This window comes from Sphingosinicella sp. (assembly GCF_013911755.1).
Classification (GTDB): Bacteria; Pseudomonadota; Alphaproteobacteria; order Sphingomonadales; family Sphingomonadaceae; genus Sphingosinicella.
On sequence record NZ_JACESP010000006.1, the window covers coordinates 111,648 to 138,467 of the forward strand.

General features: G+C 65.1%; 30 protein-coding genes and 1 tRNA gene. 11 read left to right on the forward strand and 20 right to left on the reverse strand.

Annotated features, from left to right (window positions below; translation table 11 throughout):
• Nucleotides 1–63 precede the first annotated feature (63 nt).
• Both H2052_RS06410 and hemF read left to right on the forward strand, forming a co-directional pair.
• Nucleotides 64–513, forward strand: coding sequence for a tRNA (cytidine(34)-2'-O)-methyltransferase (locus H2052_RS06410; protein ID WP_293779303.1), 450 nt, complete (start codon nucleotides 64–66; stop codon nucleotides 511–513).
• Nucleotides 510–1,364: an oxygen-dependent coproporphyrinogen oxidase gene (gene hemF, locus H2052_RS06415; RefSeq protein WP_293779305.1), complete on the forward strand. Its 855-nt coding sequence runs from the start codon at nucleotides 510–512 to the stop codon at nucleotides 1,362–1,364. Before H2052_RS06410 ends, hemF begins: the two co-directional genes overlap by 4 nt.
• Here hemF and H2052_RS06420 read toward each other — a convergent pair.
• From H2052_RS06420 to H2052_RS06435, 4 genes are read right to left on the reverse strand one after another with little or no spacing between them, the layout of a single operon-like run.
• Complete coding sequence (locus H2052_RS06420) at nucleotides 1,361–2,080, reverse strand: hypothetical protein (RefSeq protein ID WP_293779307.1); 720 nt, start codon at nucleotides 2,078–2,080, stop codon at nucleotides 1,361–1,363. The two genes, hemF and H2052_RS06420, sit on opposite strands and share 4 nt — an antisense overlap.
• Nucleotides 2,081–2,111: 31 nt before the next feature.
• The gene (gene grxD / locus H2052_RS06425) at nucleotides 2,112–2,441 is read right to left on the reverse strand and encodes a Grx4 family monothiol glutaredoxin (RefSeq protein ID WP_293779309.1); all 330 of its coding nucleotides are present in this window, start codon (nucleotides 2,439–2,441) and stop codon (nucleotides 2,112–2,114) included.
• A 21-nt stretch (nucleotides 2,442–2,462) separates the two neighbouring features.
• Nucleotides 2,463–2,696, reverse strand: coding sequence for a BolA family protein (locus tag H2052_RS06430; RefSeq protein ID WP_293779311.1), 234 nt, complete (start codon nucleotides 2,694–2,696; stop codon nucleotides 2,463–2,465).
• Nucleotides 2,697–2,706: 10 nt separating this feature from the next.
• Nucleotides 2,707–3,030 (reverse strand): DUF1476 domain-containing protein, encoded by a 324-nt coding sequence (locus H2052_RS06435; RefSeq protein WP_293779313.1) that lies wholly within the window; start codon nucleotides 3,028–3,030, stop codon nucleotides 2,707–2,709.
• A gap of 157 nt (nucleotides 3,031–3,187) precedes the next feature.
• On the opposite strand from H2052_RS06435, the gene H2052_RS06440 reads away from it, so the two are divergent.
• Entirely contained in the window at nucleotides 3,188–4,333 is a 1,146-nt protein-coding gene (locus H2052_RS06440; protein ID WP_293779315.1) for a DUF3667 domain-containing protein, read from the forward strand.
• 158 nt (nucleotides 4,334–4,491) lie between these two features.
• Nucleotides 4,492–5,280, forward strand: coding sequence for a phosphoribosylaminoimidazolesuccinocarboxamide synthase (purC, locus tag H2052_RS06445; RefSeq protein WP_293779317.1), 789 nt, complete (start codon nucleotides 4,492–4,494; stop codon nucleotides 5,278–5,280).
• A gap of 156 nt (nucleotides 5,281–5,436) precedes the next feature.
• Here purC and H2052_RS06450 read toward each other — a convergent pair whose 3' ends face one another.
• Nucleotides 5,437–5,601, reverse strand: coding sequence for a hypothetical protein (locus tag H2052_RS06450; RefSeq protein ID WP_293779319.1), 165 nt, complete (start codon nucleotides 5,599–5,601; stop codon nucleotides 5,437–5,439).
• Complete coding sequence (locus H2052_RS06455) at nucleotides 5,601–5,888, reverse strand: hypothetical protein (RefSeq protein ID WP_293779321.1); 288 nt, start codon at nucleotides 5,886–5,888, stop codon at nucleotides 5,601–5,603. The genes H2052_RS06450 and H2052_RS06455 overlap by 1 nt, the downstream gene beginning before the upstream one ends.
• 10 nt (nucleotides 5,889–5,898) lie before the next feature.
• Here H2052_RS06455 and purS point away from each other — a divergent pair, with 10 nt between their 5' ends.
• Together purS and purQ are read left to right on the forward strand one after the other, a co-directional pair.
• Nucleotides 5,899–6,129: a phosphoribosylformylglycinamidine synthase subunit PurS gene (gene purS / locus H2052_RS06460; protein ID WP_293779323.1), complete on the forward strand. Its 231-nt coding sequence runs from the start codon at nucleotides 5,899–5,901 to the stop codon at nucleotides 6,127–6,129.
• A gap of 1 nt (nucleotide 6,130) precedes the next feature.
• Nucleotides 6,131–6,799, forward strand: a complete 669-nt coding sequence (gene purQ / locus H2052_RS06465; protein WP_293779325.1) for a phosphoribosylformylglycinamidine synthase subunit PurQ — start codon at nucleotides 6,131–6,133, stop codon at nucleotides 6,797–6,799.
• A 34-nt stretch (nucleotides 6,800–6,833) separates the two neighbouring features.
• On the opposite strand, the gene H2052_RS06470 is transcribed toward purQ, so the two are convergent.
• From H2052_RS06470 to H2052_RS06480, 3 genes are read right to left on the reverse strand one after another with little or no spacing between them, the layout of a single operon-like run.
• A complete protein-coding gene (locus tag H2052_RS06470) occupies nucleotides 6,834–7,850 on the reverse strand; it encodes an aminoglycoside phosphotransferase family protein (RefSeq protein WP_293779327.1) in 1,017 nt (338 codons plus the stop codon).
• 26 nt (nucleotides 7,851–7,876) lie between these two features.
• Nucleotides 7,877–8,380 (reverse strand): MarR family transcriptional regulator, encoded by a 504-nt coding sequence (locus H2052_RS06475; protein WP_293779329.1) that lies wholly within the window; start codon nucleotides 8,378–8,380, stop codon nucleotides 7,877–7,879.
• 24 nt (nucleotides 8,381–8,404) lie between these two features.
• Nucleotides 8,405–9,151: a queuosine precursor transporter gene (locus H2052_RS06480; RefSeq protein ID WP_293779394.1), complete on the reverse strand. Its 747-nt coding sequence runs from the start codon at nucleotides 9,149–9,151 to the stop codon at nucleotides 8,405–8,407.
• A gap of 27 nt (nucleotides 9,152–9,178) precedes the next feature.
• On the opposite strand from H2052_RS06480, the gene H2052_RS06485 reads away from it, so the two are divergent.
• On the forward strand, nucleotides 9,179–10,441 hold the full coding sequence (locus H2052_RS06485) for a type VI secretion protein ImpB (RefSeq protein ID WP_293779331.1): 1,263 nt from the start codon (nucleotides 9,179–9,181) through the stop codon (nucleotides 10,439–10,441).
• Between the two features lie 28 nt (nucleotides 10,442–10,469).
• Nucleotides 10,470–12,644 carry a phosphoribosylformylglycinamidine synthase subunit PurL gene (purL, locus tag H2052_RS06490; protein ID WP_293779333.1) on the forward strand — a complete coding sequence of 725 codons (2,175 nt, stop codon included), beginning with the start codon at nucleotides 10,470–10,472 and terminating at the stop codon, nucleotides 12,642–12,644.
• A gap of 110 nt (nucleotides 12,645–12,754) precedes the next feature.
• On the opposite strand, the gene H2052_RS06495 is transcribed toward purL, so the two are convergent.
• The 5 genes from H2052_RS06495 to H2052_RS06515 all read right to left on the reverse strand — a co-directional run bounded on the left by H2052_RS06495 (nucleotide 12,755) and on the right by H2052_RS06515 (nucleotide 18,557).
• A complete protein-coding gene (locus H2052_RS06495) occupies nucleotides 12,755–14,029 on the reverse strand; it encodes a DUF5677 domain-containing protein (RefSeq protein ID WP_293779335.1) in 1,275 nt (424 codons plus the stop codon).
• A 50-nt stretch (nucleotides 14,030–14,079) separates the two neighbouring features.
• A complete protein-coding gene (locus H2052_RS06500) occupies nucleotides 14,080–15,282 on the reverse strand; it encodes a P1 family peptidase (RefSeq protein ID WP_293779337.1) in 1,203 nt (400 codons plus the stop codon).
• 86 nt (nucleotides 15,283–15,368) lie between these two features.
• Complete coding sequence (locus H2052_RS06505) at nucleotides 15,369–16,037, reverse strand: hypothetical protein (RefSeq protein WP_293779339.1); 669 nt, start codon at nucleotides 16,035–16,037, stop codon at nucleotides 15,369–15,371.
• A 55-nt stretch (nucleotides 16,038–16,092) separates the two neighbouring features.
• Complete coding sequence (locus tag H2052_RS06510; RefSeq protein WP_366484303.1) at nucleotides 16,093–16,536, reverse strand: Hpt domain-containing protein; 444 nt, start codon at nucleotides 16,534–16,536, stop codon at nucleotides 16,093–16,095.
• 92 nt (nucleotides 16,537–16,628) lie between these two features.
• The gene (locus H2052_RS06515) at nucleotides 16,629–18,557 is read right to left on the reverse strand and encodes an alkyl sulfatase dimerization domain-containing protein (protein WP_293779341.1); all 1,929 of its coding nucleotides are present in this window, start codon (nucleotides 18,555–18,557) and stop codon (nucleotides 16,629–16,631) included.
• Between the two features lie 50 nt (nucleotides 18,558–18,607).
• On the opposite strand from H2052_RS06515, the gene H2052_RS06520 reads away from it, so the two are divergent.
• Nucleotides 18,608–18,985, forward strand: a complete 378-nt coding sequence (locus H2052_RS06520; RefSeq protein WP_293779343.1) for a VOC family protein — start codon at nucleotides 18,608–18,610, stop codon at nucleotides 18,983–18,985.
• On the opposite strand, the gene H2052_RS06525 is transcribed toward H2052_RS06520, so the two are convergent.
• The 3 genes from H2052_RS06525 to H2052_RS06535 all read right to left on the reverse strand — a co-directional run bounded on the left by H2052_RS06525 (nucleotide 18,939) and on the right by H2052_RS06535 (nucleotide 20,513).
• Nucleotides 18,939–19,193: a sulfurtransferase TusA family protein gene (locus H2052_RS06525; protein ID WP_293779345.1), complete on the reverse strand. Its 255-nt coding sequence runs from the start codon at nucleotides 19,191–19,193 to the stop codon at nucleotides 18,939–18,941. The genes H2052_RS06520 and H2052_RS06525 overlap by 47 nt on opposite strands.
• Nucleotides 19,194–19,195: 2 nt before the next feature.
• Complete coding sequence (locus tag H2052_RS06530) at nucleotides 19,196–20,071, reverse strand: hypothetical protein (protein ID WP_293779347.1); 876 nt, start codon at nucleotides 20,069–20,071, stop codon at nucleotides 19,196–19,198.
• 91 nt (nucleotides 20,072–20,162) lie between these two features.
• A complete protein-coding gene (locus tag H2052_RS06535) occupies nucleotides 20,163–20,513 on the reverse strand; it encodes a hypothetical protein (RefSeq protein ID WP_293779349.1) in 351 nt (116 codons plus the stop codon).
• Between the two features lie 419 nt (nucleotides 20,514–20,932).
• Between H2052_RS06535 and H2052_RS06540 the strand changes: the two genes are divergently transcribed.
• A complete protein-coding gene (locus tag H2052_RS06540; protein WP_293779351.1) occupies nucleotides 20,933–21,592 on the forward strand; it encodes a TetR/AcrR family transcriptional regulator in 660 nt (219 codons plus the stop codon).
• 86 nt (nucleotides 21,593–21,678) lie between these two features.
• Here H2052_RS06540 and H2052_RS06545 read toward each other — a convergent pair whose 3' ends face one another.
• A complete protein-coding gene (locus tag H2052_RS06545; protein ID WP_293779353.1) occupies nucleotides 21,679–23,598 on the reverse strand; it encodes an NAD(P)-binding protein in 1,920 nt (639 codons plus the stop codon).
• Between the two features lie 370 nt (nucleotides 23,599–23,968).
• Here H2052_RS06545 and H2052_RS06550 point away from each other — a divergent pair, with 370 nt between their 5' ends.
• Nucleotides 23,969–24,481, forward strand: coding sequence for a nuclear transport factor 2 family protein (locus H2052_RS06550; RefSeq protein WP_293779355.1), 513 nt, complete (start codon nucleotides 23,969–23,971; stop codon nucleotides 24,479–24,481).
• A gap of 162 nt (nucleotides 24,482–24,643) precedes the next feature.
• Here the strand turns inward: H2052_RS06550 and H2052_RS06555 are convergent.
• Together H2052_RS06555 and H2052_RS06560 are read right to left on the reverse strand one after the other, a co-directional pair.
• Nucleotides 24,644–24,718 (reverse strand) — tRNA-Thr (locus tag H2052_RS06555).
• Nucleotides 24,719–24,956: 238 nt separating this feature from the next.
• Nucleotides 24,957–26,744 (reverse strand): aminopeptidase P family protein, encoded by a 1,788-nt coding sequence (locus H2052_RS06560; protein WP_293779357.1) that lies wholly within the window; start codon nucleotides 26,742–26,744, stop codon nucleotides 24,957–24,959.
• Between the last annotated feature and the right edge of the window lie 76 nt (nucleotides 26,745–26,820).

Below are 26,820 nucleotides of genomic sequence, written 5' to 3' on the forward strand. Positions count from 1 at the left end.
TGGCCGCAATGGGCAAAATTGGCGCATTGCTGTGGAAGCATGGCTGGGCTAGCGCAATGCGCCATGCGCATCGCCCTTTTCCAGCCCGATCTGCCGCCCAACGTCGGCACGCTGGTGCGGATGGGCGCGTGTCTCGGCCTTCCCGTGGATATCATACGTCCCTGCGGCTTTCCGCTGGGACGTGAGGCGCTTCGCCGCAGTGCGATGGACTATTTCGAGCACGCCGACATCCACATCCATGCCGATTGGGCCGCATTTCAGGACAGCGTGCCCGGCCGCCGCGTTCTGCTGACAACCAAGGCGTCTGTACCGTACACGGACGCGCGCTACGTCCCGGACGATGTGCTGGTGGTGGGGCAGGAATCGGTGGGCGCACCCGATTTCGTGCATGATGCCGCCGCGCTTCGTGTCCGTATCCCGATGAAGCCCGGCCTCCGCTCGCTGAACGTGGCGCTCGCCGCCGCGATGGTGGCGGGAGAGGCCCTCAGACAGACAGGATTTTCTCCGCAATGACGAGTTTCGACGCCCGCCAGACCGCCGCCGCCGACTGGTTCCGGACCCTTCGCGACCGTATCTGCGCCGCCTTCGAAGCACTTGAGGACGATCTCGGCGGCGACGCCGCGCCTGGCCGATTCGAACGCAAGAGCTGGGACCGCGCGGATCATTCAGGCGCGCCCGGAGGCGGAGGCACCATGTCGGTGATGAAGGGCCGCGTGTTCGAAAAGGTCGGGGTCAACATCTCCACCGTCCACGGCGCGTTCGATCCCGAGTTCGCCAAAACGATCCCCGGCGCGGCGGAAGACCCGCGCTTTTTTGCCACAGGCATCAGCCTCGTCGCGCACATGGTGAACCCGCATGTGCCCGCCGTTCACATGAACACGCGCTATCTCGTCACAACGAAAGCCTGGTTCGGCGGCGGGGCGGACCTCAACCCGCCGATTCCCGTGGAAGCGGACACCGCCGACTGGCACGCCGCCTTCAAGGCCTGCTGCGACCGGCACGACCCCGAATACTTCCCGCGCTTCAAGGCGTGGTGCGACGAGTATTTCTTCATCAAGCACCGGAACGTGGCGCGCGGGCAGGGTGGCATCTTCTACGACCAGCTGGCGAGCGGCGATTGGGACGCGGACTTCGCCTTCACGCGCGACGTGGGCGAGACGTTCCTGAGCGCCTACCCAGCGCTTGTCCGCCGCCACATGCATGACAACTGGACGGCGGAAGACCGCGCGCGGCAGCTCGCCTACCGGGGGCTCTACACGGAGTTCAACCTCGTCTACGACCGCGGCACGCTGTTCGGCCTCAAGACCGGCGGCAACATCGACGCGATCCTGATGAGCCTGCCGCCGGTGGCTACCTGGAGCTAAGCGGCGAGCTGACGGTAGATATTGGCGGAGAGCACCGAGACGAAGACGCTGAACACGGCGCCGACGATCGAGATCAGAAGCTCGGTGAGGAAGGACGGATCTTCCGGCGTGCCGCCCGTCGCGGCGATCCCGATGGCGCCGACAAGCCCGCTCAGAATCGCGAAGATCAGCACGAACACGGCGAAGATCGCGAAAATGCGCCCGACATTGCCGGCGGTCATCGCCCAGCTGCGCCGCAGCGCATCGATCGCGCGCGCATCTTCGCCGACGATGATCGCCGCCAGCAGCGACAGGCGCAGGGCGAAATAGACGGCGACACCCGTCAGCAGCAGCAGAAGCGTACTCGTCGCCACCGAGGCCTGCTGCGCGCTCGCGAGGTAAAGGACGCCAACCGGCATGAAGATGACGACGACCGCAAGGCTCGCAAGAACGATGCGGGGCGTAAGACCCACGGCGCGGCGAATCGCCGACCCGGCGTCGATATTGGGAAACAGCACGAGCAGCACGATGGCGGCCTGTCCGATCACGCCGATGAGCCCGCCCACAGCCTGCGCGAGCTGCGCGTTCTGCTCGCCGAGCGCCTTTCCATCGGCGAAGCGCGCAATCAGCAGCGAGGGCATGAACACGAAGGCTGCCGCCGGCAGCGCGAACTCGCCAAAGCGGCGCTGCACGTCAGCGATCGTGTCGGTCCAGGCCTTGCCGATCGCTAGCGCCACGCAACATCCCCCTTTTACTGAAAACGCCGGTTCAGGCGGCGTGCGGAACGCCCTTTTCGGCGAGCAGCTCGTGCAGCTCGCCCGATTCGAACATTTCCATCATGATGTCGCTGCCGCCCACGAACTCGCCCTTCACATAAAGCTGCGGGATCGTCGGCCAGTCGCTGAACGCCTTGATGCCCTGGCGCAATTCGGCGTCCTGCAGCACGTCGGCGCTGTCGTATTCGACGCCGAGATGCTCAAGGATGGCGATGGCGCGGCTCGAAAAGCCGCACTGCGGAAACAGCGGCGTGCCCTTCATGAACAGCACGACGTCGCTGCCGTTCACCTTTTCGGCGATTCGGGTGTTGATGTCGGTCATGTGTGTTGCTCCTCGTCCGGTTCAGGCCGGAACCTCGGTTGTCAGCTGCAAGGCGTGCAGTTCGCCGCCCATGCGGCCGCCGAGCGCCGCATAGACCATCTGGTGCTGGCGAACGCGCGGCAGACCCCGGAACGCCTCCGAAACCACGCGCGCGGCATAGTGATCGCCGTCGCCGGCAAGGTCGGTGATCTCCACGACCGCGTCGGGCAGCGCGGCCCGGATCATGCCTTCGATCGCGCCTGCATCCATCGGCATGGCGCGGCCCTCAAACTTCTTCGATGAACTGGCGGCGCGCCTCGACGAGCTTTTCCTCCATCGCGCGGCGCACCTCGTGCTCGGTGACTTCAACACCCTTGGCGGTGAGGTCGCCGTAGACCTTGCGGAACACGTCGTCGTCGCCCGCTTCCTCGAAGTCGGCGGCCACCACCTCGCGCGAATAGGCGTCGGCCTCGGCGGTGTTCAGCCCCAGCTTTTCCGCCGCCCAGTTACCGAGCAGGCGGTTGCGTCGCGCCGTGACCTTGAACTGCAGCTCGGCATCGCGCGCAAAGCGATTCTCGAAAGCCTTCTCGCGGTCGTTGAGATTGGTCATGACGGGCGTGTGTCCTTCCTTGGCGGGCAAGCCGGGTTATCGGGGCCTAGATAGAGAGGCACCGCACCCGGTTCAACTGCAAGCAGCACGCTTGATCGTCGCAGCTTTTGCGTCGAAACTTGCCGGGCGGACATTCAGGCAGGCGGGGCGGTACGTGATGAGCGGCGAGATCGATGCGGCGGGCACGCTAGCGGCGGGCGGACTCGTGGCGGCGGAACTGGATAAACAGGACGCCCGGGCGGGCGACGTGCAGACGGTCTGCCCGAACTGCGGTACCGCCGTCGTCGGCCATTATTGTCACGAATGCGGGCAAAGCACACACCTGCCGCGCTCGATCGGGCACATCTTCCACGACATCGTGCACGGCGTGCTGCACTTCGACAGCAAGGGCTGGCGCACCCTGCCGATGCTGGTGACGCGCCCCGGCACGCTGACCCGAGATTATGTGGAGGGTAAGCGCGCCCGCTACGTCGCCCCCTTCCCGATGTTCCTGTTCACCGTATTCCTGATGTATTTCACCTTCGCCATGGTCGGCGGGCCCGACGTGAACCTCGCGGACGCAGTGCAGCTCGATCCCAAGAGCGTCGAGGCGGCGCAGCAGGAACTCGTCGCCGAAACCGAAAGATTGAAAACACTCGAGGCGAAGCTCGCCGCGGCGAAGGCAAAGCCGGTGCCCGTGCCCGGCGAGGCCGCGGAGATCAAAGGGCAGATCACCGAACTGCGCACCGAGATCGGCATCATGAAGGCGACGCTCGGAACGATGGGCGTGGTGCCGCGCGATCCCGAAAATCCCGACGCGCCGCAGCCGCCGGACTGGCGCGAGGCGCTTGCGAAGGCGGCCGACAAGAATTCGCTCGACGTGGATACCGGCAATCCGGGTCTCAATGCGAAGCTCAGCAAGGCGCTCAAGAACCCTGAACTGTTGTTCTACAAGATGCAGCAGTCCGCTTATAAGTTCTCGTTCCTGCTGGTGCCGCTGTCGCTGCCGTTCGTGTGGCTGCTGTTCCCCTTTCGGCGCAGCACGCACCTTTATGATCACGCGGTATTCACGCTCTATTCGCTGTCGTTCATGTCGCTTTTGTTTGTAGTTGCCGTTCTGCTCGCCCGCTTCGGCCTCATCAGCTTCAGCAACGCCATGATGATCAGCATGTTCGTGCCGCCCATCCACATGTTCGCGCAGCTGAAGGGCGCCTACGGGCTCACCGTCGCCGGCGCGCTCGCGCGGACCTTCCTGCTCTCCATCTTCGCGGTCATCGTGCTCAGCCTGTTCACGGTCATCATCGTTGCGCTCGGCGCGGTGTGACCGCTTCCACCCGGCGCTTCCCCCGAGTGCTTGCATTGTCAGCCCGTCAGGCTTCCGCTATGGCGGGTGGTGTGTTTCCCCGCCTCGGGCACGCGCCAGTCCCCGGTGCGAACCGGGGCGGTGCTTTTTTAAGAACTCCGAATCGAGAAGGTCCGCCGATGTCCCGCCGCCGCCAGATCTACGAAGGCAAGGCCAAGATCCTGTACGAAGGGCCCGAACCCGGCACCATCATCCAGTATTTCAAGGACGACGCGACCGCGTTCAATGCCCAGAAGAAGGGCACTATCAGCGGCAAGGGCGTGCTCAACAACCGGATTTCCGAGCATATTTTCACGCTGCTCGGCCAGATCGGCATCCCCACGCACTTCATCCGCCGCCTAAACATGCGCGAGCAGCTGGTGCGGCAGGTGGAGATCATCCCGGTCGAGGTCGTTGTGCGCAACGTCGCCGCCGGCTCGATCTCGAAGCGTCTCGGTATCGAGGAAGGCACGCCGCTGCCCCGCACGATCCTTGAGTATTATTACAAGGACGACGCACTTGGCGATCCGATGATCACCGACGAGCACATCGCCTGCTTCGGCTGGGCGACGCAGGAAGAGATGCACGACGTCGCCGACATGGCGATCCGCATCAACGACTTCATGTGCGGCCTGTTTGCGGGTGTCGGCATCCGCCTGATCGATTTCAAGCTGGAGTTCGGCCGCCTGTGGGACGGCGACTACAGCCGCATCATCCTTGCCGACGAGATCAGCCCAGACGGCTGCCGCCTGTGGGACAGCACCACGAACGAGAAGCTGGACAAGGACCGCTTCCGCCGCGATCTCGGCGGCGAGGTGGAAGCCTACCAGGAAGTCGCCCGCCGCTTCGGCCTGCTCCCCGAAGGCTCCGTCTCCACGGTCCTGGACCTCGACGAGCACCGCAAGGCCCGCGGCAAGAAAGACAGCTGACGGCGTACCCCTGAACGGGTCTGATTTTCGGTCAGGCCGTGGCGAAAATGGTGGATTTCGAGAACCGGCGCGGAAGCGTACCTAAAGGTACCTGAGCACTGGGGGGCGCAGAAAGCCGCCGTTTGCAGCCCGGTCTAAGCGAAAAACAGGGCCCGTTCAGCGGCGCTTGGCGCGCTTCTTTTTTACCTGATAGCCGCAGATGATGCCGAAAAGGAACGCGCAGAACAGCGCGATGTGCAGGTTCGAGCCGCGCATCTGGCCGAGGATGTCCTCGTAATAGACGAACAGCGCCACGAACATGGAGGCGGCGATAAGCCCCATCAGCCGTCCTTTCGCCAAGCGGAAATGATGCCGAACAGGAACGACGCGACAAGCGCGAGCTGTATTTCCTGATCGTGTGTCAGCCACGGAAAGATGTACCCGCCGACGAAATTCTCGGCGGTCGCGAACAGCACCACGAACAAGGCAATGGCAAGATAGTCCACGTGCCCCAGACCCCGAACTGAGAATGACCCGGCATAACCATAGGCGCGCAGGCTTAACAAAACCCTCACATGCGCCCGGGCGTGCGCCATTTGGGCGTTGCGGCGCGGCGCAGGGAACGCCATAAGGCGCGCCATGAAAGCCAAAGTCTATGTCACGCTGAAAAACGGCGTCCTCGATCCGCAGGGCAGGGCGATCTGCCACGCGCTCGAATCCCTCGGGTTCGGCGAAGCGCAGGACGTGCGGCAGGGCAAGTTCATCGAGCTTGAACTCGCCGACGGCACCAGCGAGGCGCGCATCGAGGAGATGTGCCGCAAACTGCTCGCCAACACCGTGATCGAAAACTACCGGATCGAGATCGCCTGAGATGAAGAGCGCGGTCATCGTCTTCCCCGGCAGCAACTGCGACCGCGACATGGCGGTTGCGCTCCGCGAGGTAACGGGCCGCGCACCCGCGATGGTCTGGCACCGCGAAACCGCGCTGCCCGACGTCGACGTCATCGCGCTTCCGGGCGGCTTTTCCTACGGCGACTATCTGCGCACCGGCGCGATTTCGGCGCAGTCGCCGATCATGGCGGCGGTGAAGCGTGCCGCCGAGCAGGGCCGCTTTGTCCTCGGCGTCTGCAACGGCTTCCAGGTTCTCACCGAAACCGGGCTGCTGCCGGGCGCGCTGATGCGCAACGCCGGGCTCGATTTCGTGTGCCGCGACGTGCCGCTGACGGTCGAGAACACGCAGACCGCGTTCACGTCGGCCTACACGGCGGGCGAGACGATCCGCATTCCGGTCGCGCACCACGACGGCAACTACTTCGCCGATGCCACCACGCTCGACCGGATCGAGGGCGAGGGCCGCGTCGTCTTCCGCTACGCCGAGGACGTGAATGGCGCGCAGCGCCGCATCGCGGGCATCGTCAACGAAACCGGCAACGTACTCGGCATGATGCCGCACCCGGAGCGCGCCATCGAGGCGGCGCAGGGCGGCACCGACGGTCGCCGCCTGTTCGAAGGGCTCGTGCAGGCTTTCATCGACGCGTGAACGCGGCGGGTTCCGGCGTCGGCAAGCTGTTCGGCTACTGACCGCCGCTCGGGCGCCCCTGCCATCCGGCAATCAGCTGTTCCAGTCCCGCGCATAGTTCTGCGTCCGGACCCGTGAGCAAACGCTTCGCACGCGTGCGAATCTCGGTGCGGTGCGCCGCGTCCGTCAGATACGGCGCGGGTGACTTGCCGTCGATGCGCGCCAGCAGTAGCGCTCCCGTGAGCGCCCCTGCGCGCCGCATCAGCGCATTGGCATCCTCCCAGACGACGCCCGCGCGATAGGCCTCCGCCATGCGCGTGGCGGACGCCGTCAGCGCGGCGGCGTGCGGCCTCAGCCACACCGCCTTCAGCAGAAGATGCGTGGTGCAGAACGCAAGGTCGAATGCCGGATCGCCGTACACCGCGCATTCGGCGTCCAGGAACACGGGGCCGCCGGGACCGACGAGGATGTTCTTCGGGCTGACATCGCCGTGGACGAGCGCGACATGCCGCGCTTCAAGATCGGCCGCGAGCGCCCTGAGGCGCGGCGCGACCTCCGCATCGTGCTGTGCGACATGGAGCAAGAACGGTTCCACGCGGAGCGCATGAAACATCGCGCCCGTATCGAAATCGCGCGCGATGGCTGGGTCGTTTGCCGTCGCGGCGTGAATGCCGACGAGCGCTTTGCCGACCTTCGCGGCGAAGCCCGGATCGACACGCCCGGCGATGAGTTCGTCCTTCCAGACCGGGTGCTGCGCCGGCTCCAGAAAGCGCATTGCGAAGAGGTGCTCTTCGGGCACTTCGGCGACGATCGTGGGGACGATTCCGGGCGCGAACGCGCCGACGCGCCGCAGCCAGCGCACCTCGCTCTCGGCGCGCTCGACGGGCGCGAACCATTCCGCCTGCACGCGCAGCTTGGGAAGCGCGCGCTTCACGGCAATCGGCCCGCCCGCCGTATCGACGCGCCACACATCACACGACACGCCGCCCGACAGCGGCGTCATTTTTGGCGTCTCTCCGGGTGCGACAAGTCCGCAGGCGCGCAGGTGTTCGATAACGGCTTCGTCTTGCACGGCGCCCAGGCGTCCTTTCACGGGCACTAAGCTCTAACGTCGCTCAACGTCGGCGCGTCCTTCGCTTCCTCGGCCAGATTGGCGATCACGCGGCGCAGCAGCGATTGCAGTGCGTCCACCTCCGCGTCGGACAGTCCCGCCGTCGCGAGATCATGCACCTCCGCATTCATCGGCACGAGAACGTCTTCGAGCGCCTTCGCATGATCCGTGAGGTGAATATAGATCTTGCGGCGATCGATCTTGCTCTTTTCGCGCCGCACCAGACCCGCCGCCTCTAGGCTTTTCAGCGCAACCACCGTGGTCGGCTCGCGCATCCCCACGCGCGCGCTGAGTTCGCGCTGCGTGATGCCGTCCTCCCGCCAGAGCTGCCGCAGGAAGCGCCACTGCCCCGCCGAAACGCCGTGCTCCAGCGTGCGCCGCTCAAGCGCGCGCGAAAAAGAGCGAAACATCACCCGGGAAAGATAGCCGATGCTGTTCTCCGGCAGCCTGTAATACGCTGCGGGCTGACGCGTGGCTTTGGATTTCGACACCGTAAAACTCTCCCTGTGCCGGCTCTACACGCTCGCCTTGAACGGCGTGAAATCGGTCTTGCGGTCGTAGACGTCGAGGCCTTCGCGACGCTTCAGGAAGCCGACCACCGCATAGGTCACCGGCGTGAGGATCGCCTCCCAGCTCACCTTCAGCACCCACTGCGTGATCAGCACCTTCAGCACAAGATCGTTCGTCCAGCCCGCCGCGCCAAGAAACGCCAGCGGGTAGAAGATCAGACTGTCTACACCCTGCCCCGCCACCGTGCTGCCGATCGTGCGCGTCCAGAGGTGCTTGCCCCCCGTCCACACCTTCATCTTCGCCATCACGTAGGAGTTGGTGAATTCGCCTGCCCAGAAGGCGACGATGCTGGCGAAGACGATGCGCGGCACCTGCCCGAACACCGCCTCGTAGCTCGCCTGCCCGGTCCAGTCGGCGGCGGGCGGCAACGCAACCACCACCCACGCCATGAACGCCATGAAAACGAGCGCGGCGAACCCCGCCCAGATGCAGCGCCGCGCCCGCGCATATCCGTAAACCTCGGTCAGCACGTCGCCGAGCACATATCCGACGGGGAAGAACAATATGCCTGCGCCGAACGGCCAGTCGCCTATGCCGGGCAGGTCCACCACCGCCACCTTGCCCGCACCGAGCACGTTCGAGAGCAGCAGGATGGTGACGAATGCCGCCATCACGAAATCGAAGTAGCGCAGCGGCCGGCCGTGCAGCGACTCCGCCTCCACGGCGCGGGGTGTGTGCGCGTTGTTCACAATTTGTTCTCCATGCGCTACACTCCCCCCATGCGCTCCGATTCGCCGCTCCGCTGGCTGTTTCTCGATCTGAACAGCTATTTCGCCAGTGTCGAGCAGCAGTTGCAGCCGGCGCTGCGCGGGAAGCCCGTCGTCGTCTCGCCCGTGGACACGGACACAACGAGCGCGATTGCCGCGAGCTACGAGGCGAAGGCCTTCGGGATCCGCACGGGCACGCCCATTTGGGAGGCAAAGCGCCTCTGCCGCGACCTCATCGTCACCCCCGCGCGCCACGGCGCCTATGTGGACTACCACAACCGCATCGTCGCGGAGGTGGACCGGCATATCCCCGTCACGAAGGTCTGCTCGATCGACGAGGTCGCCTGCCGCCTGATGGACAATGAAAACGACCCAGCGTTCGTCCGCGACCTCGCGCGGCGCATCAAGGCGGGGATCGCCGCGAACGTCGGCGAATATCTGAAATGCTCGATCGGCGTCGCGCCGACGCGCCTCGTCGCCAAGATCGCCTGCGACATGCAGAAGCCCGACGGCCTCACCGTCATCGAGGCGCACGAGCTGCCGGAGCGGCTCTACGTGCTGAAGCTCACCGACATCCCCGGCATCGGCCGTAAGATGGAGCGCCGCCTCGCCATAAAGGGCGTGCTCACGATCCGCGACCTCATCGCGCGCGGCCCCAAGCGTGCGGGCGAGGCATGGGGCGCGGTGAACGGAGACCGGCTGTGGTGGTCGCTAACGGGCCACGAGGTACCGGACGTGGAAACGCAGCACCGCTCAATCGGCCACAGCCAGGTGCTCTCGCCTTCGAAGCGCGATCCCGCCGCCGCGCTCGCCACCGCGCGGCGCCTGTGCCTGAAGGCCGCGAGTCGCCTGCGCCGCGAAGGCTATGCCGCGCGCAGCCTGCTGCTCCACGCCCGGCTGGAGGACGGCGGCAAATTCGCCGCGCACCAGCGCCTGCCGCTGACGCAGGACAGTTTCAGCTTCCTGCGCGAACTCGATGCGCTCTGGCCCCGCCTCGCGGCACAGAAACAGCGCATCCGCATGGTCGGCGTCACGCTCGCCGAGATTGCGCCCGCCGGGCACGAACAGGGCGCCCTCTTCGACCGCGACGACATCGACCACGCGCTCGCTCGCGAGGCGCGCGGCCTCCGCCTCAGCGAGGCGATGGACAAGGCAAACGCAAAGTTCGGCCGCAACGCCGTCACGCTCGGGCCGCTGATCGGCGGCCGCATCGACCAGGTGGGCGCGAAGATCGCCTTCCACCGCATCCCCGACATGGCGGAGTTCCACGAATAGGCGCTGGAACCGCGCGCGCCGCCTCGCTATGAGCGCGGCCATGACCGATATCATCACGCCCGAGATCGTCGCCGAGCACGGCCTGACGCCAGACGAGTACGAAACCATCCTCGCCGCGATGGGCCGCACGCCCAACCGCACCGAGCTCGGCATCTTCTCGGTGATGTGGTCGGAGCACTGCTCCTACAAATCGAGCCGCATCCACCTGAAGACGTTGCCGACCGAGGCACCGTGGGTGATCTGCGGCCCGGGCGAGAACGCGGGCATCATCGATATCGGCGACGGCGACGCCGCCATCTTCAAGATGGAAAGCCACAACCACCCCTCGTTCATCGAGCCCTATCAGGGCGCGGCGACAGGCGTCGGCGGCATCCTGCGCGACGTCTTCACCATGGGCGCGCGCCCGGTCGCAAACATGAACGCGCTGCGCTTTGGCGCGCCGGACCACCCCAAGACCCGCCACCTCGTTGCGGGCGTCGTCCACGGCATCGGCGGCTACGGCAACTGCGTGGGCGTGCCCACGGTAGGCGGCGAAGTGAACTTCCACCCGGCCTACAACGGCAACATCCTCGTGAACGCCATGACGGTCGGCGTCGCGAAGACCGACAAGATCTTCTATTCCGCCGCCGCTGGCATCGGCAATCCGGTGGTCTACGTCGGCTCCAAGACCGGCCGCGACGGCATCCACGGCGCCACGATGGCGAGCGCCGAATTCACCGACGACTCGGAGGAGAAGCGCCCCACCGTTCAGGTCGGCGACCCCTTCACCGAAAAGCTCCTCATCGAAGCCTGCCTCGAACTGATGGCGTCCGACGCCATCGTCGCGATTCAGGACATGGGCGCGGCCGGCCTCACCTCCTCGTCAGTCGAGATGGCCTCGAAGGGCGGCGTCGGCCTCGAACTCAACCTCGATGCCGTGCCCTGCCGCGAAACCGGCATGATCCCCTACGAGATGATGCTCTCCGAAAGCCAGGAGCGGATGCTCATGATCCTGAAGCCCGGCCGCGAGGCCGAGGCTGAAGCGATCTTCCGCAAGTGGGAGCTCGATTTCGCTGTGATCGGCACGGTCACGGAAACCGGCCGCCTCGTCCTCAAGTTCAAGGGCGAGACCGCCGCCGACATCCCGCTCGCGCCGCTTGCCGACAAGGCGCCGCTCTACGACCGTCCGCACGTCGAGACTCCGAAGCGCGCACCGCTGACGAACGTGCCCGAAAGCACCGACCTCGCCGCCGATCTCGTGAGGCTCATCGGCTCGCCGGACATCGCCAGCCGCCGCTGGGTGTGGGAGCAGTACGACCACATGGTCGGCGCCGACACCGTGCAGCGCCCGGGCGGAGACGCCGCCGTCGTGCGCGTGCACGGAACCCAAAAGGGCCTCGCCATCACGACGGACTGCACGCCGCGCTACTGCTTCGCGGACCCGTTCGAGGGTGGCAAGCAGGCGGTCGCCGAAGCCTATCGCAACCTCTCGGCGGTCGGCGCGACGCCGCTCGCCATCACCAACTGCCTCAACTTCGGCAATCCGCAGCGTCCCGAGATCATGGGCCAGTTCGTCGGCTGCGTCTCCGGCATGGGCGCGGCGTCGAAGGCGCTCGACTTCCCCGTCGTCTCGGGCAACGTCAGCCTCTACAACGAAACGAACGGCGTCGGCATCCTCCCCACCCCCGCAATCGGCGGTGTGGGCTTGCTGAAGGACTACACGAAAAGCGCGACGATCGCCTTCAAGGGCGCAGGCGAGCCGATCTGGCTCGTCGGCACGCGTAGCGGTGACGGCCACCTCGGCCAGTCGATCTGGCTCCGCGAAATCCACGGCCGCGAAGACGGCCCCCCGCCCCCGGTGGACCTCACCGCCGAGCGCGCAGCGGGCGAATACGTCCGCAGCCTGATCGCAGACGGCAAGGCAACCGCCGTCCACGATATCTCCGACGGCGGCCTCCTCGTCACCATCGCCGAAATGGCGCTCGCAGGCGGCACGGGCGCGAAGCTCGAAGCCCTCACCACCGCCGAAGCCTTCGGCGAGGACCAGGGCCTCTACGTCATCACGGCACCCGAGGGCGCGCTGGGTGGCGCGGCGGTGCCAGTGAAGCGCATCGGCACGACCGGCGGCGACGCCGTCACCGTGGGCAGCACCTCCGTCACCCTCGCCGCGCTCCGCGACGCCTACGAGGGCTTCTTCCCAACGCTGATGGGGCGGGACACATAGAGGTTTCCGTTCGCCAATCTTTGACGAAGAGTCACGGTATCCTGATAAGCGGGTTTTCATCACTCGCGTTTGTCAGTCGCCCTCACCCCGTGAGGCGCATAGTCATCCAGCTATCGCCGAATCGGTCGCGGCTTCACATAGCCGAATGTACGCCCTGGGCGCCGCATCGCGCGCTCAATTGAACGCTGCTCGTCCTTCTCAATGCGTCGCGCGATCCGATCGACGTCGTCGATCAGGTCATCCCGGAGCCGCGCCAAAGTCAGTACCCATGCGATCCGATCGAGATTCCAAGGCTCACGAAACAACAGTAATGTAATCTGGACAATGCTTTGCGCTGTGTCGCCTATTGGCGCCTCAAAACCCGCCGAAAACATGCCGGAGATATGCGTCGTCGGGTCCCAGCCGTGAATTGGCTGACGCAGTGCTTGCGGACTGGCATGGGTGTCGAAGCAGGCAAGGCGAAACCGAAGCTTTTCACCAAGCTTACCGGCTACTTCCTGCAAATTGTGAAATTGCGGCGCATCCGGAAGACCCAACATCCCACCAGCCCAGCCATACGGACTTTGGAAATGGCGGCCGTACCTGCGAACAGCCGCATCACATTCACGTTCAATCGTGTCTGCTTCTTTGCCCGAAACTTTGGCAACGCCGAGGGTGGCCGCCGCACGGCGATAATCATTCAGCGCTTTCTTACGCTCGATCGCCTCATGTGCGAAATAACGCTCGGCTATCGCATCCCCTCCTGCCGCGATCAGCGTTGCGGTCACTGCCACCTCATGCAACGTGCGCCATCGGCCTTGCGCTCCTTCGGTATGGCCGTTCGAGACGAGCAGGATAATCTCTTCAGCTATCCGGCAGGCTCGAATATGCAAGCGGGCGAGTGCCACATTGCGCGCAGCATCGCGCTTCAGATTCGATTTCATCTGCGCGAAGTTGAAGGTCTCACCCTCCTCACAGCAAAGTGCGACAACTAGGCGCAAAGCATCGAGTGCGCCGCCCCACGTTTTGGCAATCCGCGTTTGGATTTTGGCGGCCTCATCGACGGAAGGCTGGCTATCCTTCCATTGACTCCGATATTCTTCAACCAGCTGTTGGGCAGCCATTTCGGCGACTTTGTCTACAAAGTCGGGGAGCTCGTCCATGAAGCCCGACATGGCCTTCTCAAACTGCTTCATGTCTTCCTCGGTGAAGTCGAGGCTTCTGCCGACCGGAGATTTGATAGTTATTATTTTCCCTTCATTTGCCATAAGCGCCTCGGCGATTTGGCGCACAAGTACGGGATCATCGACGTTAACCGCCGCGAGCTTTTCGGCGATGATGTTCTCGATTACTAATAGAGGAAATTTTTCTAAGCTGTCTTCGAATGACTGATGTAGCGCGCCCATGTTTCGCCCTCTCATTTTGAGCCCGCACTAAATTCTGATTCTGCGTCATCTCACTTCGCCGCAACCAACCGCCCATACTTCTTCAAGATCGCCCGCAGCTCCGCGTGCGGCAGGCGCTGGATGGTGTAGCCGTTGACGCCGGTCAGCGTGTCGGCCGCAACCAGCACGTTGGTGATGGCCTCTTCGGTCGCCTGCGTCGCCGCTTCGAAGATCACCGTCAGCTTGTCGTTGGGCATCGTTTCGACGCTGATCACAGTGCCGCCCACGCTTTGCACATTCGCGTTCGCGGTCGAGAAGGCGACGAAGATGTCGCCCGAGCCGTTGCTGCCCGCATCGCCCGTGCGGCCCATGCCCGCCGCCGCGCGCTTGGCGAGGCGTTTCAGCTGGTGTGGCAGCATCGGTGCATCCGTCGCCATCACCACGATGATCGAGCCGTCGCCCGGCGCGACGCCGGTGTTCGTCGCCGCCGTTTGCGTCCCGCGTGTTTCGGGCAGATATTTGCCTGCGAGTTCCTCGCCCACGGGCGCGCCCGCCACGCGCAACCACGGCCTCATGCCGAAGTTGCACTGCACGAGCACGCCGACTGTGTAGCTCTTCCCATCCATCTCGATAACGCGCGAGGCCGTGCCCGTGCCGCCCTTGAAGCCGAAGCACTGCATCCCGACACCGCCGCCGACATTGCCTTCGGCCACCGGGCCGCTTGCGGCGGTCTGGATCGCGCGCATCGCGTGCTCGGGCTTCACGTGGAAGCCGTTGATGTCGTTCAGCATCCCGTCGTAGGTTTCGGCCACCACCGGCGTGAACCACGCCCCCGGCCATTTCACGTCCGCAAGCCACCCCACCACCGCGTCGCGCACCACGCCGACGCTGTGCGTGTTGGTGATCATCACCGGCCCATCGAAATAGCCGCGCTCCTCCAGCCACACCGTGCCGGTCATCTCCCCGGCGGCATTGCTGGTTTCCCAGCCCGCGTAAACCGGCGTGCGCGAATCCTTGCCGCGCGGCAGCACGGCGGTGACGCCTGTGCGCACCGGCCCCTTGCCCCGCTCGAGCTTGCCTTCGCCCGAAATCAGGCTGACGTATCCGACCTCGACGCCCGCGACGTCCGTGATCGCGTTGTTCGCCCCCGGTTTCCCCGCGAACGGCACGCCGAGGTCGCGCGCGCGCACGGTGTCCGCGCTCGCCGCAGCGCTCGGTGCACCTGCCAGAGCCAAGCCCGCCGCGATGATCGCCGCAAATCGCCGATAGTGCATGTCGCTTCCCCCGCCCTCGATACGGGCAGAGCATAACGCCTTGATCGCGGAAGGAAACCGGATCGCTGCCCTCTGGTGTGCGGCGGCTAGCTGCCGTTGATACACGCCCGCCGCACCTTCTCGTGCTGCGCACGCGTGGCGCTCTCGCGGCGGGAGAATTCGGTGCGCAGCGCGTCGGCGCGTCCGGGGGGCTGACATTGGCGGGCGTAGTTCAGCGCCGCATCCATGAAGGAAGGCAGCACGGCGTTCAGCGCATCGAAATTCGCCAGCATCTCCGTGCAGGCGGTTTGCTTGTCGGGATAGGCCTTGCGCGTGTCGAAATTGGAGACCGCCACCGTGCGCTGCTGCGCCGCGACCGCCGCTTCACGCAGGGTCTTGCAGGCAATCGTCTCACCGCCGCCTTCGGGGGGCTTGCCGATCACGCTCGCATCGCTGGTGCCGAATTCGCGCGCCGCGACGCCGCGCAGGTCTTTCACGATGCCGCACTGTTTCAGCACGGCCGTGCCTCCCGGCGCGCCAAGGTCGATCTTCGCCTCGCCGTCGGTCACCATCGTGGAGCGCGGCGCGCCGTCCAGCGTCCAGTCCACCACCGCGCACTGCTCGGTCGCGGCGCGGATGGTGAGCGTACTGCCCTCGGTCAGCAGTTCAGCCCGGCAGCCGCGCACGCGGATGCTCGTGTCGCACAAAGGCCCTTCGGCCATCGCAGGCGCGGCCACGAGCAAAAGCGCTGCGCAAAGCAGCGACGACCGGATCATGCCCCGTTTCCCCATCGCTTGCAGATTAGCACGCGCAGAGTCGTGCGTCTCGCGGTCAGATGCGCCCGAAGCTCTGGTTGCCCGCAGCGGTGCGCACCTCGCCGCGGCGCTGCACGAGCGGATTCGTCTCACGCTCCAGCACCTCCATCGTGCGGCGGAACAGCGGCTTCAGCCGCGCAACGAGCACGAGCAGTTCATCGGGCGCCTCCTGATGCTCCACGCAGCGGCGCGCGCCCATCTCGATGCGTTCGGTCAGCTCGCCAAGCGTCATCGCGCCGAACTGGCGGGCTTCGGATTTCATCGTGTGCGCGGGCATCACCATGCGCGCGGCATTGCCTTCGCGCTGCGCGGCCTCGATCTCGGCGACGGCCTTGCCACCGTCTTCGCCGAAATAGGTGATGATCTTGATGAATCCGGCACCCATCGTGGCCCGCGTCTTCTCGAAGACCTCGATGTCGACGACCGGCAAACCGGGGTCGGTGATGTCCAGCTTTTCCACGCGCGCGATCCTTACCTTACTCTGCGCGAGGATCATCAGCCACGCGGGTAAAGTTTTGGTTTCCGCCAATGCTTGCCGAGGGGTTACGATGGCTATGGAAGCGCGAGGCCGAAGCTCGCCGGCGGGGGCTCGAAAAGGCCGGTAAAGCGCTGCAATTGCGCGGCGTCGCCGTCGATCCTGAGCACGCCCTTCTGAACGGCCTCCGCCGCCTTCACCTGTCCGCCGACCAGACCGAGGAACACGCGGCGCGGGCTGGTGAGCGTCACCGCCGGGGCCGCGCCTTCCATCCACGGCTGATGCACGAGCACACGGTTTTGCACGCTCACGAGGCGGCGCTCGCCGCTGTCGGCAAGGACGATGCCGATGGAAAGCTCCGCGCCCGCCGCCTTTTCGGGCGACAGGCGCACCGCCATCAGGTCGAGCAGGTCGGCAAGCGGTGTCGACATCGCGATTTCGGATGTGTTCGCGCCGCCCCCGCTCGTGGCGAGCCCGCGCAGCTCGCGGGCGCCGGACAGGTAGATGTTGCGCCACGGCGCGGTTTCCGTCTGCCATGCCATCTGCTCGAAGCTGGCGGCGAGCAGCTCACGCGCCCGCGCGTTCTCGGGCTCCGCCATCACGAGGTGGGAGAGGAGTTCCGCCGCCCAGCGCTCGTCGCCCGCTTTGCGCGCTTTCGCGGCCTCGGCGAGCACCTTTTTGGCGCCGCCCATCGCCGCCACGAGGCGCTTGCCGCGTTCGATGTCGGGCAGTGGATCGAGGTGCGCGGGGTTGCCGTCGTAATGGCCCATGTAGCGCTGGTAGACGGCGCGAGCGTTGAATTTGAGCGATCCGTAATGGGGCCGGTTGAACCACGCCTGCCCAAGCTCGGGCGGAAGCTGGATCGCCTCGGCGATCTCATTTCCGGTCAGCCCGGCGTTCATCATGCGCACGCTCTGGTCGTGCAGGTATTTGTAGGCGTCGCGGTGGAGCGCCATATAGCGCCGCAGCGTCTCGCCGCCCCAGCGCGGCCAGAAGTGCGAGGTGAACACCACATCGCTGTTCGGTCCGAACCGCGTGAGCGCCTCCGTCAGATAGTCCGCCCACACCTTCGCGTCGCGCACCAGCGCCCCGCGCGGCGTCAGCACGTTGTGCATCGCCCCGTTCGCGTTCTCGGCAAGGCAGAGCGCGCGCAGGTGCGGTAGGTAGAAGTTCATCTCGGCAGGCGCCTCGGTGCCGGGCGTCAGCTGGAATTCGAAGGCGAGCCCGTCGATCCGCACGGCCTCGCCGCCAGCGTGGATCACGTCCGTCGGCGCGATCAGGCTATACGTCCCCCCCGCCACCACCGGGCCGATCCCGGCAGAGACGATCCCTTCGGGACCGCGTTCCAGCATGCTGCCGAACATGAACGCCGCCCGCCGGCTCATCGCAGCGCCCGCGATCACGTTCTCGGAGGTGGCATGTTCCATGAACCCGTCCGGCGCATAGATCCGCACTTTCCCGGCCTTCACGTCCGCCTCGTCCACGATGCCGCGCACCCCGCCGAAGTGGTCGATATGGCTGTGCGTGTAGATCACCGCCGTCACCGGCAGGTCGCCGATCTGTTTGCGCGCCAGCGCCATCGCCGCGCGCGCGGTTTCCACGGTCGTCAGCGGATCGACGACGATGAGCCCGGCCTTGCCGCGGATCAGCGTCATGTTCGCAAGGTCGAAGCCGCGCACTTGCCAGATGCCGGGCACCACTTCGAACAGCCCCGCCTCGCTCACGAGCTGCGCATTCCGCCACAGGCCGGGGTTCACCGTATCGGGCGCAGGGCCAGCGACCTTCGCATCGTCGGCGAACGATCGGATCGCGCGGCCATCAGGCCCCATCACGTCGCCATCCGGCCGTGCAAGGAGGCCCCGCCGCGCAAACGCGAAATCCTCGGTATCGCCGAACGGCAAGGCCGCCGCCGCCGCGCTGTTCGCGGCCTTTGTCGGTGCACTCGGTGCTTCCGCCGCCGCAGGGTGCGCTACCGCGAGCGCCGCCAGAATCCAAAGGCGCATCATCCATTCCTCCCCGTTTTGCGTTATGCTGCACGAATCGGGAGGCGGCGCAAATGGCGAAGGTGACAGGGATCGGCGGTGTGTTCTTCAAGGCGACGGACGTCGCCGCGACGCAGGCCTGGTATCGCGACAAGCTCGGCCTCGACATGGGCGATTTCGGCGGCGTGCTTCGCTACGCCGATGCCGGCGACGAGGCCTTCGCGATCGTCAGTGCGTTCAAGGCGGACACGGCCTACCTCGACCCCTCCCCACACGGCATCATGATCAACCTGCGCGTCGATGATCTCGACGGGCTGCAGGCACATCTGGAAGCGGGCGGCGTCGCTGTCGAACGCAAGGACGAGGACTACGGCAAGTTCGCGTGGGTGATCGACCCCAACGGCATCAAGATCGAGCTTTGGGAACAGATTGGCCCGGCACCGCCCGCCTGATCCGCCATTCGAGCGGGCCCGTTTCCTCGGCCACGACGCCCTGCTCGCCCGCAAAGGCCGGCACGTCGCGCGCCGCAGCGGGATCGTCGGCGAAAAGCTCGAAATCGGCTGCCTCGGGATGCTCGCGGAGCGCCCGCGCGAGCCTGAGCACGGGCAGTGGGCAGCGCATCCCGCGCGCATCCACCCGCACGACCGCCGCGTCGGTCACGCTCAGCGGATCTCGAACAGCTTGATGCTCCGGCTCGCGTAGAGATAGGCGAGGACGAGCGAGGAAAAGAGACGACGCTTGCCGCGCCGTCCACGCGCGATGAACACGCCCTCGGGATGCCTGTAGAGGTTGGGATAGACCTCTTCGGATTCTTCGACGAGCTGGTCCTTCGCGGCACTGTCGAGCCCGCGCCAGCGCGAGTAGATGCGGCGCTGCCGACGCCGCTCGCGCACCACCAGCCAGAGCAGCCCGCCGCCTGCCGCAAGGCCGACACCCATCGCAAGGCCCGCGAGCCACTGACGGCCCTCGTGCGTTTCCACCTCGCGCGGCGCGGCGACCGGCTCGTCGGGCAGCGCCTCTTCCTCGTCCTCGGGGTTTTGCGCTCCGCGCGCTTCGGCCTGTTCGTGCGCCAGATACTCCTCGACGCGAAGCCCCATCACCGGCTTGATCGGGCCGTCCGCGAGGCGCATCTGATCGATCGTGCCGTCGCCGCCCGATACGAAGCCCTCGCCCGACGCGCCCACCGTGATCGCATAGAGCGGCCGCTCGGTGCATTTCACCTTGAGCGTCCGCGCGCGCGCCGACGAGCGGAACACCTGATACTCGCGAACACGCGGGCAGTTCACGTCGAGTTCGATAACCGTCGCCGAAACAAGCTTTTCGAGTTCCTCGTCCGCGGCTCCGCCTTTCAGCGCATGGAAAAGCCGCGTCGTTGCAGGCTGCAGCGCAAGGAGGCTGGGGTCCGGCTGGGTTTCCGCGGCGGGCCCGGCAGGCTGCGCGGGTTCCAGCGTCTCCGGGTCACCATCCAGCACGGCTTCGGGAACGACCGGAGGCTCGCCCGTCGCCACAGTCGGCGCGAGCATCAGCGCAATCGTCAAGAGAACCGCAGATGGCATGGCGCTGATAGATACCGATGCCGCAGCCCTCTGTCAGCACGGAACAGCAACGATACGCGAGAGTAAGCCGCGCCTAGGCTGCTTTCGCCCGCAGCACGTTGCAGAGCGCCCGGTCCAGAATTGACGTGGTGATGTGTCCATGCCGCGCAAGCCCGACGAGCCGCGCCTCGGTCGCGGGGCCGAGAAGGGGGCGCAGGCCCGTGCGCAGCATATCGACGAGGGCGGGCGCCCGTTCGGTAAGGACGCGCAGTTGATCTTCCGAGAGCTGCCCCTCGGAAATCGCCTTCACGATGGCATTGAACGCGTCAGGGTCGGTGACGTGCGCCTGCGAGGTCGCCTGCAGGATCACATCCGCGCGCCTTGTGAGAAGCGTTCCGGCCAGCACCATGGCGTTGATCTGATCGGCAAATGCTTCGGAACTCATACGCGCCCCCAATGGATACTTCGGTCAGATAAGGCTACCGCCGCACGCGGATAAGCCCCCCCTCCGATCTCCCGGGCGACAAACACGACGGGCCGTTCGCATGGGATGGCTCTCGTATCGCATTGCTGTCTCAAGCGCGATCTTTCTTGTCGATCGCAAAGCATATGGCGATGGTTTTCGAGTAAGTGCAGCAGATACAGCCTCCCGAGAGCGCGAACGGCTATGGCGCTGCCTTGTCGACGAGCATATGATCGACAGGCATGGCGTTTCGCGACTTTGCAAACGTCGCTTCGGGCGGTCGCCGGCGTGTCGGCAACATAAACGACATGACAAATGGAAGCTGTTATAACGGAAACGGCAGCTGACAAGATCGTCGACCATATTGGTCCCAATCCGTTCGAACAGGACAATTCATCTCAGTGAACGACCGCACCAACGAGTCTCAAACGATCGTACTCACCCCTGAACCGCGTCGGTATACGCAGGCGCGGGGTCGTGCGCGGCGCGAGGCGTTGCTTCAGGCAGCGCGCGAGTTACTTCAAGAGCGCGGGATCGACGATATCACCCTGCCGATGGTGTCGGAAACGGCCGGCATTCCGTCGAGCTCGACCTATCATTTCTTTCCAGACCTGCGGGAGCTCTTCAAGGAACTGGCGCGGACGATCTCCAATGAGATGGTAAGCAGAGAGCCCGTCATCGACGCCGACGCCTCATGGCAGGCGATCATCGGCACCTTCCTCTCCGCCTCGGCTGACTATTTCAACGCCGACGCCTCGGCCCGGCAACTTATCCTGGGCCCACGCACGACACCCGACATCCGGCAAGCCGGGTGCCATGATGATTTCCGCTTTGGCGTGCAGCTCCACGCGGCGCTAAGCGAGCGTTTCCACCTGCCCTCACTGGCCGAGCCGGTCGCCATCTTCTACCGCGCGATCGTCATCGCCGACGCTTTCTTCGCCTTGTCGGTGCTGGAGGACGGCGTAATCACGCGCCACATGCTGGATGAAGCGGTTCGCGGCGCCACCGCCTATCTCGGCAATTACCTGCCGCCTGTCCTGCAGTCCAAGCGCAGCCGCTGATCATTGATCTCCGAAAGCGTGGCACCGGCGCCCTCGATCGGTGATCGGGGAGAAGGGGGTCCAATGATCCCTATCGCCGAACGGATTCAAAGCTTCATGGCCAGGATCTGCTTCGCCGCGCGCTCCCCCTCCATCACGGCGGTCTCCCACATCTGCGCGCCCGACAGTTCGGAATGGCTGAAGGCGATGCGATGGTAAGGATCGCGCAGGACGTCCTTGCCCGCCTTCCTGCCTTCGCGGCCGAAATGGAAACCGGGCGGGGCGACCATGTAGGCGTGGCCCTGTCGGTTGGTAATGATGCCGGCGATGTCTTTGTCGGCGTCGAAACCATAAGGGCCGAACATCTTGGTGAACTGATCGCGGACCTGCGCCTCGATATCGGCATAGGACATGGAGAAGAGCATCATCCGCGCCTGCGTGCATTGGTCGGGCCATGCGACGCCCGGCAGCAGGAAGGGGATATATTGGGTGAGCACCACCGGCTTGTTCGGATCGAGCGGCTGTGGATCATGGCCGTCGACGACGAGGTTGCGGCGGAGACTCGTCCACCAGCCGAGCCCTTCGAACCAGCGGACGCCCGCCACGCCCAGCTTGTCCAGGAACTTCCAGTTCCTGAGCGCCACGTTGATGACCAGCATGGGCGCATGGTGGAACTCCTGCATCGCCGTGCGATAGGTGGCGTCGACATCGTGGCAGATGCGGCGATTGGCATGCTGCTGCCCCGCGCAGATCACGGCCTTGCCGCGTACGCTCACCAACCGCCCGTCCTTGTCATAGGTGACGCGCACCGCCTTCGCCTTCGCGGGCTTGCCCTCATGGACCACAGAGAGGACCGTGCTCGACAGGCGTAGCCGCACCTTCTGGCCCGGCAGGTCGAGCTGGTCCCAACGGACATTGCTTTCCATCAGTCCGTAAAGGCTTTCATCGCCGTCGAGCGCCTCCGGCTTGGCGAGCTTCAGGAAACGCTTCGCGGCGACCGTGTTGCCGCCGGGGAAAGTCGCCAGATAGATGGTGTCGGTCGGGTCAGCGCCGCCATGCTGGTAGCGATAATAGCCGATCACGCCCGGCATCAGATAATTATAGGCAGAGTAAGCCGAAATAACATCGCCGCCCTGGCCGCAGCCCATGCTGGCCATCACCGGGCTGAGCACGTCGAGCACGCTGTCGATGCAGTCGGCCGGCACTTCGCAGACGTTGAGCAGGAATTCCTTGTAGGTCATTGTGTCGAGCCATTCGGCCCAGTCGTCGCGGACCGGTGGGGTGCGATAGAGCTCGAGGTCTACCAGCGCCTTCTTGACCTTTTCCGGAATGGGGGCGTCGCGGAAGCCGTCTCGCCACGGATTCTTCACCATGCCCTTGCCCTCATAATAGAAGGCAGTATCGGCCATCTCCCAAGATATGTGCATGGGGCCCCAGGCATCGCGCGGCACCAGGATCGGCTGGGACAGGTTCTTCGGCTCCTGATAGACAAACTCCTCAGGATAGCCGAGTTCCTTCAGGAAAGGGCTGCCGAACCCGAACTTCTCGGCCGGGGCGAAGGGAACGACGATGCCGGTCGATCCCTGAGGCGCTGTGAGGCGATAGCCATCGACTTCGAACTCGTTCTGCTTGGCCTCTCCGCCGAAGATGGCATGCTGGTCGAGAATCAGGATTTTCGCGGAGGGATTGTCACGGGCGGTGACGAAGGCGGAGGTAAGACCGGAAATACCTGCACCGACGATGATCACGTCATAGAGATCGTCGACCAGCGGGGCGTTGGCAACGCGCTTGTCGAGGTCGCCGTTGCGGATATGGCCATGCGACGCGTTAACGACCTCGTGGGTGTTGCCGTTCTTGCCGGCATAGTCCCCCACCCCGCCGGGGCCGGTCCAGTCGGGACCAAGATCCGTGAGCGGGCTGGGAACCGTCTGCGCCCCGGCGCTCGACGTCATGCTTGGGGCGGCCATGGTCAGCAACGCCGCGCCCGAACCGATCATCGTCCCGCCTACGAAGTCGCGGCGTGTCACTGATGGTACGGCTTTGTCGTCCCCATTCTCGTTCATTTTCGGTCGTTCCTCCCTGCCCGGCTCGTCGCCGGTCACGCTGGCACAGTGCCAAAGCTTGGAGCCACTGGCAATCGAGATTCTCGATTGAGATTGACTATCTAATTCACTCGGCTTTCTCGTGGTTTATACGGTTGGCGGCAACATTTACGGCAGTTTAACACGATGGCAGGCGAACCTCGTGGTGAATTAGCGCCGCCCCAGTATCGCCGCTCCGCATGATTGACACGGGGCAACGGGCGATAGATACTCGATTCAATTCGAGAAACGATCAGAGAAATCGGGTGGCGCCGATCTCTTTCTACAAATGGCCCCCCAAGGAGAGAGGAAGAAGATGTCCAAAACCGTTGCTTTGCTGGCGTCCGTGATGCTGGGCTTTTCCGCCGTCGCGGCGTCGCCCGTGGTCGCGGCCGCGCCCGCTCCTGCGGTCGGCGACCTGCCCCAGGCCGAAGCCGCCGATCTTGCCGAGTTCCGCCGCCAGGTCGATGCGCTGTACCGGATGAAGGAGGAGGCCTTCGCGAAAGAAGATGCGGATACGATCGTCGACCGCTTCTACACGCGCGACGCGATCACGTTCGGGCCGGAAGGCAAGCCCGTCATCGGACGCGACGCTTTTCGCGAGGACTATCGCAACATCGTGAAGATCGCGACCGTGAAGGTGGAACCGGTCGCCACGCACGTGGGCAAGGATGCCGGCTGGGAATGGGTCAACTTTCGCGCTTTCCCGAAGGATAAAACCCAGAAACCCTTCACCTTCATCATGCTGTTCGTTTTCGCGAAAAAGGACGGCCAGTGGGTGTCGGGCGGCGATGCCTACACGGTGGGCGAGTTTAGCCCGAGCCGTTGATATCGATGGCGAAGCGCGGAGATTTTCCCGCGCTTCGCCATCGCACTTCGGATTTTGTGGCGCGCGGTTTCCGCTCGCCCTCCCCGAAAATGGCGCGGAAACGCAGGATTCTCACAGGCTCGGAGCGAAACCCGTTCTCAGGCCAGGGAGCCTAAGACTGAATGGTGCTGCCGGTGAGGATTGAACTCACGACCTCAGCCTTACCAAGGATGCGCTCTACCACTGAGCTACGGCAGCCTGCCATTCATGCGGGCGGCGTCCTATGGGCGAGCACGCGGCGCCTTGTCAAGCAAGGTGCTTGGCGAAAGCGCATGAAACCCGATAGAGATCGGCCGATGACCAGCACGCCCGCCGACGCCCGCAAGGCCCGCCTCGCCGCGGCGCTGCGGCAGAATCTACGTCGCCGGAAGGCAGCTGCCCGTGCTGAGGGGCAAGTACCGGACAAGCCCACGCCGGAACCCGAACCGGACCCAGCCTAGATCGCGCGCGTCGCCTCGGCGAGCCAGCCGCGCACATCTTCGGGTACGATCGGCGTCAGCGTCTCGCGGACGCGGGCGTGGTAGGCGTTCAGCCAGGCCCGTTCCTCATCGCCAAGCAGCCCAATGTCGACGAGGCGGAGGTCGATCGGCGCCAGCGTCAGTGTTTCGAATCCGAGCAGCGATTGTTCCGCGCCCTCCACCTCGACCGGCACGACCAGCACGAGGTTTTCGATGCGGATGCCGTATTCGCCGGTCTTGTAATAGCCGGGCTCGTTCGAAACGATCATACCCGCCGCAAGAGGCTCGTCGCCGCCGCCGAAGGTGGCGATGCGCTGCGGGCCTTCGTGGACCGAGAGGAAGCTGCCGACGCCGTGGCCGGTGCCGTGCGCATAGTCGAGCCCCGCCTGCCAGAGGAACTGGCGTGCGAGCACATCGAGCTGGCTGCCGCGCGTGCCGGCCGGGAAGCGCGCCGTTGCAAGCGCGATATGGCCCTTCAGCACGCGCGTGAAGCGGTCTTTCATCTCCGCGCTCGGCGTGCCGACGATCATCGTGCGCGTCACGTCGGTGGTGCCATCGAGATACTGGCCGCCCGAATCGAGCAGGAAGATGCTGTCCTGCTCCACCTTGCGGTTGGTTTCGGGCGAAACGCGGTAGTGGACGATCGCCCCGTTCGGCCCCGCGCCCGAGATCGTATCGAACGACAGATCCTTCAGCAGGTTGGATTCGCGGCGGAAATCCTCGAGCTTTTCGGCGACAGTAATTTCGTCGAGCGTGTCTTTGGGCGCCTCGCCATCGAACCAGCCGAGGAACCTTGAAAGCGCCGCGCCGTCGCGCACGTGTGCGGCCTTCGTGCCCGCGATCTCGACCGGGTTCTTGATCGCCTTTGCAAGGATGCAGGGGTCACGGGCCTCGACAATGCGGGCGCCCCCGGCCTCCAACGCCTGGAAGATCGCCGCTACACACGTTGCCGGGTCGGCCGCCACGGTCTTGCCAGCCTTGCCGAGCGCCGTGAGCGCCTCCACGAACGCCTCCGGGGGCAGGATCGCCACATCCGGCCCCAGATGGGCGGCGACTTCGGGCGTGATCTTCGCAGGCGCGGTGAACAGCTGCGCCTTGCCGTCCGCCGAAACGATCGCGAAGGCGAGCGCGACGGGCGTGCGTGAAACGTCGCGCCCACGCACGTTGAACAGCCATGCGATCGAATCGAGCGCGGCGATCACCACGCAGTCCGCCTTCTTCTCACCGAGCCATCGCGCAATTTCAGCGCGCTTTTCCGCAGAGGACCGCCCCGCCAGTTCCTCACCATGCACCTCGAAGCGCTCGGCGGAGGGAGCAGGGCGATCGGTCCAGACACGATCGACGGGGTTTTCCGGCACCGGAACGAGTTCGGCGCCCTTCGCCGCGAGCCGCTTTCCCGTCGCCTCCACCCAGCCGCGCGTGTGGAGCCACGGATCGAAGCCGATGCGTTGCCCCGGCCCGACCTTTTCCTCCAACCAGTCGGCGATCTGCACCTTGGGCACGCCGAGGTGCTGGTAAAGCGTCCCATCCACCTGATCGCGGACCTGCAGCGTGTAGCGCCCGTCGACAAATATGCCGGCCTCCCTGCTGAGCACCACCGCGGACCCCGCAGAACCCTCGAAACCCGTGAGCCACGCCAGCCGCTGCGCGTAGCTACCGACATATTCGCTCATATGCTCGTCGGTGAGCGGCACGACGAAGCCGTCGTATCGGTTTTCCGCCAGCGTGCGGCGCAGCGCAGCCAGCCGATCGCGGTAAGTCGACATCGAAAACTCCTCAAAAGGCGGTCCTTGCGGCCGCTTCTGTGCCGCTGCGCCAAGGCTTTGTTAAATTTCGCGTGCC